This is a genomic window from Aquitalea sp. S1-19, from assembly GCF_024343515.1.
On record NZ_RJTZ01000124.1, the window covers coordinates 1 to 8,685 of the forward strand.

Here is an 8,685-nt window from a genome sequence, read left to right on the forward strand (position 1 = left end):
GCCACACTCCGCCGAAAAATCATGCTGCTAACTTGTCAAGTTGTGGTCGGAGTACAAGGATTCGAACCTTGGACCCCCTGGTCCCAAACCAGGTGCGCTACCGGACTGCGCCACACTCCGCTTTCAACTTTATTTCCCCAGTTGCGACATTGCCCGTTTGATTGCGGTACAATAATTGCTTCTGAGGACGAGCATTATCTATTAAATATGTGGTTTAAGCAACTCTCTTTTTATCGCCTAAGCGAAAATTCGATTCCTTCTACCGGCAAACTGTCGGAAGTACTGGAAAAACGTCCCTTCTCCCACTGCACGGGTCTGGATTGGTTCAGTGAGGGCTGGGTGCCGCCGGCAGGTTTTCTGGTCGATCCGGTCTATCCGGTACGCGATTGCCTGATGGTCGCGCTCAAGCGCGAAGACAAGGTACTGCCAGCCGGCGTGATTCGTGACTTTCTCGACGCCAAGATCAGCGAGATCGAAAACACCGAGCTACGCAAGATAGGGCGCAAGGAAAAGCTGGAGTTAAAAGAGCAGATTACCGATGACCTGTTGCCGCGCGCCTTCACCCGTTCTGGCCGGCTGACCGCTTATCTGGATACGCGCCGCCAGTGGCTGATGGTCGATAGCGGCACCGCCAGCAAGGCCGAGGCACTGGTCTCGCAACTGCGCGATGCACTTCCTCCCTTCCCCGCCGCCTTGCCGCGCACCAAGCTGGCACCACATACCGCGATGACTAGCTGGGTCGCCGATGGCGAGGCCCCGCATGGCTTCGAGCTGGATGCCGAGTGCGAGCTAAAAGATCCGGGCGAGAACGGTGCCATCATCCGCTGCACGCGCATGGACCTGACCAGCGACGACATCAAGCAACACATCGCCAACGGCATGCTGGTGACACGCGTCGGCCTGATCTGGCGCGAGCGCGTGCGTTTCGTGTTGACAGATGCCTTGCAGCTTAAGCGCATCCAGTTCCTTGATGTCCTGCAAGAAGAAGCCAGCGGCGCGGGCGATGATATGGAAAGCCTGTTCGAAGCAACCTTCACCCTGATGAGCGAAGAACTGGGCGATATCGTGGAAGCCCTGATCGAATCGCTGGACGATTTGACTGACGAGCAACTGGAGGCGACCAGCCAGCCGGCCGTTACACCAACCAACCCCGAAGCTGGCAACACACCCTCGACACCGGTTAGCGGCGACGATGATGTGCCATGGAATTAAACAAGGGTAAACCACAAGGAGGCTATGCCTCCTTTTTTATTGATAGCCAAAAGCTAACTATCAAAAACATACAATCAATTTAACAAAGCTATAGCAATTAACCATAATCGCTCCATCAACTGCAGGACATAGCCATGAGCCACGACAGCAACTGGCTAGACATCTGGTTCGAGCTGTACGCGAACCTGGTCTGGCTGCAATAAACCCGATGGAGCGAATAATGACAAAACTCACTACCCAGGCCGGCGCACCGGTCCCCGACAACCAGAACGTAATGACCGCCGGCCCACGAGGCCCGATGCTGCTGCAGGATGTGTGGTTTTTGGAGAAGCTCGCCCACTTCGACCGCGAAGTCATTCCCGAGCGGCGCATGCATGCCAAAGGCTCGGGCGCTTTCGGCACCTTCACCGTCACCCACGACATCAGCCGCTACACCCGCGCCAAATTGTTCTCTACCATCGGCAAGAAGACCGAGATGTTCGCCCGCTTCTCCACTGTCGCAGGCGAGCGCGGTGCGGCGGACGCAGAACGCGACATCCGCGGCTTCGCGCTGAAGTTCTACACCGAGGAAGGCAACTGGGACTTGGTCGGCAACAACACGCCAGTGTTCTTCCTGCGCGACCCGCTGAAATTTCCCGACCTCAACCACGCGGTCAAGCGCGACCCGCGCACCAATATGCGCAGCGCCAACAATAACTGGGACTTCTGGACGCTGCTGCCGGAGGCGCTGCACCAGATCACCTATGTGATGGGTGACCGCGGCATCCCGGCGAGCTACCGCCATATGCATGGCTTTGGCAGCCATACCTTCAGCCTGATCAATGCGGCGAACGAGCGCCACTGGGTGAAGTTCCACTTCCGCAGCCAGCAAGGCATCAAAAACCTGAGCGACGCCGAAGCGCAAGCACTGGTTGGCCGCGACCGCGAAAGCGCGCAGCGCGACCTGTTGGACAGCATCGACAACGGCAACTATCCGCGCTGGACAATGTTCATCCAGATCATGAGCGGGCAGCAGGCCGCCGAATGCCCGTTCAATCCGTTTGATCTGTCCAAGGTGTGGCCACACGGCGACTACCCGCTGATTGAGGTGGGTGAATTCGAGCTGAACCGCAATCCGGCCAACTATTTCGCCGAAGTCGAGCAGGCGGCATTCAATCCGGCCAACGTGGTGCCCGGCATCAGCTTCTCGCCCGACCGCATGCTGCAGGGCCGGCTGTTCTCCTACGGTGACGCACAGCGCTACCGCCTCGGTGTCAACCACGGCCAGATCCCGGTCAACGCGCCGCGCTGCCCGTTCCACAGCTACCACCGCGACGGCGCGATGCGCATGGACGGCAACCACGGCAGCACGCTCGCCTACGAGCCGAACAGCTACGGCCAGTGGCAGGAGCAGCCGGACTTCAGCGAGCCGCCGCTACAGCTCTCGGGTGCCGCGCAGCGCTGGAACCATCGCGATGACAGCGACTACTACAGCCAGCCGCGCGCACTGTTCCAGCTGATGAGCGCGGAGGAGCAACAACGCCTGTTCGACAACACCGCCCGCGCCATGGGCGACGCCGATATCGAGATCAAGCGCCGCCATGTCGCCAACTGCACCCAGGCCGATCCGGCCTACGGCACAGGTGTCGCCCGCGCACTCGGTCTGTAAGTGCCAGACTAGCCAGGCGCTGGCATGGTGCGGGATTGACCGACGTGCAAATGAGAATTAATATCATTAAATAAACCGGCACGGAGAATCAGCACCATGTTTGCCTGGATCAGACGTCACCCGCTGCAACGCAGCAGCGGTCTTGCCATCTTCATCGCCGGCTGGCTCAGCCTGCTCTGCCACTGAAGCCGATACGACAACGCCCCGCACTGCGGGGCGTTGCTTTTTGTGCAACCGCTTGACTTACATGGTCAGCAGCTTGCCGCGGAAGTCCGCCAGCGTGCGGTAGCCCTTCTCTTCCATGATTGCCGCCAGCTCGTCACGGATGCGCGCGAAACAGCCGGCACCTTCCTCGTACAGACAGGTGCCGACCTGCACTGCTGTCGCACCGGCCAGGATGTGCATAAAAGCCTCGCGCCCGCTCTTGATGCCGCCACAGCCGATCACATGCTTGCCATCCAAGAGACGCGAGAATTCGCGCACATTGGCCAGCGCCGTCGGCAGCACATAGTCGCCCCCTAGGCCACCCAGCCCAGCCTTGGGCTTGATCACCACTGATTCACTGTCGATATCGATCACCAGACCATTGCCCACCGAGTTGATGCAGGTCACGTACTTGAGTGAAGGAAAGCTGTTGAGCACCGATGCCATCTCGGCGAAATGCACCGGATCGAAGTAAGGCGGCAGCTTCACGCCAAACGGCTTGTCGTACACCTTGACCACTTCGGAGAGGACATGGCTGGACGCGGCAAAGTCGTAGCCGATCTGCGGCTTGCCCGGCAGGTTCGGGCAGCTGAGGTTCAGCTCGACCAGGCACGGCAGATCGGCATCGCGAAACGCCTTGAGCATGGTCAGGTTCTCTTCCAGCGTCATGCCTGACACCGAAACAAACAGCGGCTTGCCGCTGGCGTGGTCGTAGTTTTTGGCGTAATCGAGATAGTACTCGTAGCCTGCATTGGGCAGGCCCATCGAGTTGATGCTGCCGTGCGGCGCACGGGCGTAACGCGGCTCGGGGTTGCCCTCGCGCGGCGACAAGGTGCAGCTCTTGGTGACAACGGCCCCGGCGGCGGAAGCGGCGACTGCGTCCAGTTCTTCGCGCGAACGGCACATCACGCCGGACGCGTTGTACAGGGGGTTCTCCATATTGACACCCAACCAGGAGACGGACAGATCGACGGCCATGCTTGATTCCCTCAAAATAAAAACCGGACTTAAACCTTTCTATTTTAATAGCCAGTACATCCTAAATGCACTGATCAGGATCAAAACTGCAAACAGCAATGCCCGGTAAAACGAAAATAAAAGCAAGCAATGGGATTGGATCCCACCTCACCTGCGGTACCTATGCACCAGACTGAAAGCAATTGACCACTGACGGACTAACCGGCATCGCCACATGCAGAGCTCCCGAAGAGCAGTCTCACCGCCAGCATCGGCACTGCCAGCCTGATACCTGACGCACACAGCCCCCCCCTACCAGACTAATCACCCAGACAGATGCCGCACGCTACCACGCCAAGCAAACCGGCCGAAACCGAGTCGAGCTTGCCAACACACAAGCAAATAACCATGACAATGAAAATACGTTAAGCCAATGACGCAGCTAGAAACACAAGCTTAAGGATACAAAGACACCATGGTGTGCGCGCTCCTACGCAACGCCACTAATTCCAAAAAGTAATTATAAATGCATTATTAATTACTTAACGAACTAACAAACACGCACCATAATCAATTCGCCAAATGACATTGACAAGGAGCGTAACCATGAAGACCACCAAATTATTAGCAGCCCTGCTATCACTCGCATTCGCCGGCCACGCCCTGGCAGACATTACCTTACTCAATGCGTCATACGATCCTACGCGTGAACTTTACAAAGATATTAATCAGGGTTTTGCCAAAGACTGGCAGAAGAAGACCGGCGAAAGCGTAATCATCAAGCAGTCGCATGGTGGATCTGGCAAACAGGCCAGATCCGTCATCGATGGTTTGGAGGCAGATATCGTTACACTGGCACTGGCTGCAGACATTGACGAGATTGCCAGCCATGCCAAGCTGCTACCGCCAGAATGGCAAAAGCGTCTACCGCAGAACAGCACTCCATTCAATTCGACCATTGTGCTTCTCGTTCGCAAGGGAAATCCTAAAAACATCAAAGACTGGGGCGATCTGGTAAAATCGGGTACCCAAGTGATTACACCTAGCCCGAAAACTTCAGGTGGTGCTCGCTGGAATTATCTTGCGGCTTACGCTTGGGCGCTAAAACAGCCAGGTGCGACCGAAGCATCTGCACAGAATTTCCTAAAGAAGCTGTACGCAAATGTACCGGTGCTTGATACCGGCGCACGCGGCTCGACCATGACTTTCGTGCAACGTGGTATCGGCGATGTATTGCTGGCCTGGGAAAATGAAGCCTTACTGGCCAAACAAGAACTGGGGCCAGACAAGGTCGACATCATCGTTCCTCCCCTGTCGATCAAGGCTGAACCACCCGTCGCACTGCTAGACAAAATTGTCGACAAGCATGGCACTCGCAAACAGGCTGAAGCCTACCTGAAATATCTGTACACGCCGGAAGCACAGCGTGCAGCTGCCAAGCATTATTACCGGCCAACCAACCCTGCGGTTGCCAAAGAAACCGCAGCAAACTTCCCCAAACTAAAGCTAGTCACCATCGATCAGCTTGGCGGCTGGACAAAACTGCAGGCCAGGCACTTTGACGATGGGGGCGTATTTGACAAGATTTCCACCAAATAAGCTTATTGTTGACAGGCTGTGCCGAAGGAGAAATCCGAATGAACCGGATAATCAAGCTACTTGAAGGACTGAACGCACGCTTTTCCGATGGCGCGCCAGTCTTTACCTTGCGCAATCACAGCGTAGAAGCCCAAATCGGGAATATTCGCTTGCAGAGCGCATTCCAGCCCATTGTTCGCGCAAATAATCAGCAAGAACAAGGTTGGGAAGGGTTAGTTCGGCCATTCCTTCCTGATGGCACAGCCCTACCGCCTCCGGTATTTTTCGACGATTTCTCCGTTGGTCAGGAAATGGCACGTATCGACCGTATTTGCCGCTGCCTGCATCTGGCTAACTTCGTATTGGCCAATGGAAATGGCTACCTGTTCCTCAATCTGCACCCTCGCCACCTGCTCAGTGTAGAAGGAACATTTGGCGCGGCTTTTTCCGAAGTGGCGGCACTGGCCGGCATACCTACGGACCGGATCGTGCTTGAAGTACTGGAGCACTGCACTGACGACGAAAAACGTCTCGCTCGTGCAGTATTAGAATTCAAATCACACGGATTTTTGGTTGCATTAGATGACTTTGGCCAGAACAGCGATACACATACGGTTGACCGCCTATTCCAGCTGAAGCCTCACATCGTTAAATTTGACCGGAGTCTGTTGCATATCAGCAATCCCATAGTCTTACCACGATTGATTCGCGCGGTCAGGGAACTCGGAGCCTTATCCGTGATGGAAGGCATAGAAACGGCTGATGAGGCCTCCCGAGCCTACCTAGCCGGGGCAAACCTACTGCAAGGCTTCCACCTTGGGCGTCCACAATCCAAACCTAAATACAAAATAGCTGCAAACGCCAAGGAGGCTGCATAGCAAATATCCTGAATCAACACCAAGCTCACCAAGCCTCCGCCACAACAAGCCCAGCATGACCACCCAGCCCTGAGACACCACTCTCTCAGGCATGGACCTTGCCAACTTTTTACGCCGTATTGAAAACCTGATGCGCCTGGGCACGATTGCCGAAATCGACCCAGACCGTACCCGCGTGCGCGTAGCCAGCGGATCGCCACTGACCGACTGGCTGCCATGGCTGCATACCCGAGCCGGCACCAGCCGCGACGGGGATCCACCCAGCGCGGGCGAACAGGTCATGATCTTTGCTACCGCTGGGGCGCTGCCGTTTTGTAGCCATATTTTTATTCACGTAATCGGCAAACTATATGGACTACGGATGGTACGCCTGCTTTATGGAGTGGTTACACCTCACATTTTGATTAAAAACGGTGATAAATGGAGAAACCGGATAAAATCAAAAAGCCCGTAGATCATTGATCTACGGGCTTTTATTGGAGGCGGGGGTCGGAATCGAACCGGCGTAGACGGCTTTGCAGTGCGAGGGTTTTATTTTAATTTCAATGAGTTGTAAAAAATAACCACTCCAACCAGCTTAAAGGCGATCAAGTGCGCCCATGCAACACTGCTGCTGCATGCATTTGGCCGCATGAATATGCAAGGTTTTTCATGCGCAGGAGGTTCCGTGCGCCGCCTTTTGTGGCGGGCGCTGGAGGCCGTCGTGCAGTTGCATGTTTTCCGACCCAAGAAGCGGGCGGGCGGGGCGGGGATCCGAGCGCGCGCCACGGGGTAGAGCCGCACAAAGCGGCCGGATTGAACGGGGAGGATCGAGAAGGGGAAGAAAGGCGGCCAGAGCGGCCGCCATCAGGTCAGGCAGTGGCCGCCAGTGCGTAGTCGTCGAAGCGGATAACCTCCTCGCCGACCCAGTCGTTTATCTCGGAGAAGCGCGCCTGCAGTGGCTTGATTTCGTTGACCCAAAAAACCTTGGCAGCCTTTTCGACATCGCCAAAGCCGCCGACATTGCCAGGCATCACCCCAAGCAGCTGAGGGGGGACGCGATGCATGGCTAGCTGGTCATCCCGCGTGATGTTCTTGATGCCGGAAAAGTCGTCCTTGGCCGCCACCTCGCTGACGGGGATCAGCTGGATGCCATCCTTTTTACCGCCGGGCGCGTACATAAACAGGTTGCGGAAGTTGCCGGGGCCTTTGCTGTTCTTCAGCGCGCTGCGCAGTGCGTCAACGTCGCCCTCTTGCTGGACGGTGTCCGTCATGTAGAGAATGAAACCGGCATGACTGCCGTTCTGGAAGTATTTACGGCGGAAAAGCGTGGCGGACTCATTCAGCCATGCGCTATTCAGCGCGGCCAGATACTCGGGCACGCCATACAGCTCTTGGTTAACGTCATGTTCCATCAGGTGATAAACCTCGCCGCGCGGCATCTCAACGTCTTTCATGTAGCCGCCGCAGTACCAGTAGGTATCTGCATCAAGACCGCGGCGCATGTATTTGGCAGGCGCGGGGGCGAGCTCAAGAAGGCCGCCAAGGCGATTGCGCCGGCGCTCAATGTAGGCATTCCCGAAAATCAAGAACTCAAGCGCCAGGCGCGAGAACGCGGAGCGGCTAAGCAGACGGTGCGGTTTGAAGGTGCTGGCCAGCACATTGCGCTTAACGTATAGCGCGGAGCCGTGGTGCACCGAGGCGCGGAACGATTGCGCCAGGCCATCAAGCGAAAGCGGAGGCTCGTACCACTTGCCGCCGACTTCTGCGCAATTGAGGTAATCCAGCAAGCCGCGATTGCTGAGTACCGGCTCGGGGTCGCCAAAAGAAAAGGCCATGGGGGCCGCGCGCGGGGTGACGGTTTCAGTCATTAAAAAAGCTCCAGAAAGCTACTGTTATTCGGGTTGCGGCCTTCAAGCGGCTCATGCTCAAGCGCATGCATAACTGCCCAGGCTAGATCGGCATGGCTGGCCTCTTCGGAGCGCCCGGCCACATAAGTGGCCTGCCTGCCGGATGGGGTGACGGTTTTTTTGATCTGCATGAAGCTGGCGGCGACGTCGGTGTGGCCGGCGTCAAACTCAAGGCGGCCGCGACTGATCACGTCATAGGCCTTGAGAACAAGCCGCACCTTGACATCGACCGAGTAATTGATTGCCTTGGCTGCGGGAAAGAACTGTTTGACCAGCTGATGCACACCCACCCCAAGGCCGGTGGTATCAATGCCGATAT

At 56.6% G+C, this 8,685-nt stretch carries 8 protein-coding genes and 1 tRNA gene; 5 read left to right on the forward strand and 4 right to left on the reverse strand.

Annotated features, from left to right (window positions below; all coding sequences use genetic code 11):
• Positions 1 to 43: 43 nt before the first annotated feature.
• A tRNA-Pro gene (locus EGI20_RS15075) sits at positions 44 to 120 on the reverse strand.
• Positions 121 to 207: 87 nt separating this feature from the next.
• Between EGI20_RS15075 and EGI20_RS15080 the strand changes: the two genes are divergently transcribed.
• Positions 208 to 1,212: a recombination-associated protein RdgC gene (locus tag EGI20_RS15080; protein ID WP_498632433.1), complete on the forward strand. Its 1,005-nt coding sequence runs from the start codon at positions 208 to 210 to the stop codon at positions 1,210 to 1,212.
• 220 nt (positions 1,213 to 1,432) lie between these two features.
• A complete protein-coding gene (locus tag EGI20_RS15085) occupies positions 1,433 to 2,860 on the forward strand; it encodes a catalase (RefSeq protein WP_498632435.1) in 1,428 nt (475 codons plus the stop codon).
• 243 nt (positions 2,861 to 3,103) lie between these two features.
• Here EGI20_RS15085 and EGI20_RS15090 read toward each other — a convergent pair whose 3' ends face one another.
• Positions 3,104 to 4,042, reverse strand: a complete 939-nt coding sequence (locus tag EGI20_RS15090) for a dihydroorotate oxidase (protein WP_498632437.1) — start codon at positions 4,040 to 4,042, stop codon at positions 3,104 to 3,106.
• Between the two features lie 585 nt (positions 4,043 to 4,627).
• Here EGI20_RS15090 and EGI20_RS15095 point away from each other — a divergent pair.
• The 3 genes from EGI20_RS15095 (at position 4,628) to EGI20_RS15105 (ending at position 6,931) form a co-directional block, all read left to right on the forward strand.
• Positions 4,628 to 5,620, forward strand: a complete 993-nt coding sequence (locus EGI20_RS15095; protein ID WP_498632439.1) for a sulfate ABC transporter substrate-binding protein — start codon at positions 4,628 to 4,630, stop codon at positions 5,618 to 5,620.
• 38 nt (positions 5,621 to 5,658) lie between these two features.
• Positions 5,659 to 6,477 carry an EAL domain-containing protein gene (locus EGI20_RS15100; protein ID WP_498632441.1) on the forward strand — a complete coding sequence of 273 codons (819 nt, stop codon included), beginning with the start codon at positions 5,659 to 5,661 and terminating at the stop codon, positions 6,475 to 6,477.
• A gap of 91 nt (positions 6,478 to 6,568) precedes the next feature.
• Positions 6,569 to 6,931: a phage baseplate assembly protein V gene (locus tag EGI20_RS15105; RefSeq protein ID WP_498632443.1), complete on the forward strand. Its 363-nt coding sequence runs from the start codon at positions 6,569 to 6,571 to the stop codon at positions 6,929 to 6,931.
• 397 nt (positions 6,932 to 7,328) lie between these two features.
• Here the strand turns inward: EGI20_RS15105 and EGI20_RS15110 are convergent, their stop codons facing one another.
• Both EGI20_RS15110 and EGI20_RS15115 read right to left on the reverse strand, forming a co-directional pair.
• Positions 7,329 to 8,327 carry a phage portal protein gene (locus EGI20_RS15110; RefSeq protein WP_498631728.1) on the reverse strand — a complete coding sequence of 333 codons (999 nt, stop codon included), beginning with the start codon at positions 8,325 to 8,327 and terminating at the stop codon, positions 7,329 to 7,331.
• On the reverse strand, positions 8,327 to 8,685 hold a 359-nt coding region (locus tag EGI20_RS15115), incomplete at its 5' end, for a phage terminase large subunit family protein (RefSeq protein ID WP_498632445.1). The genes EGI20_RS15110 and EGI20_RS15115, both read right to left, overlap by 1 nt.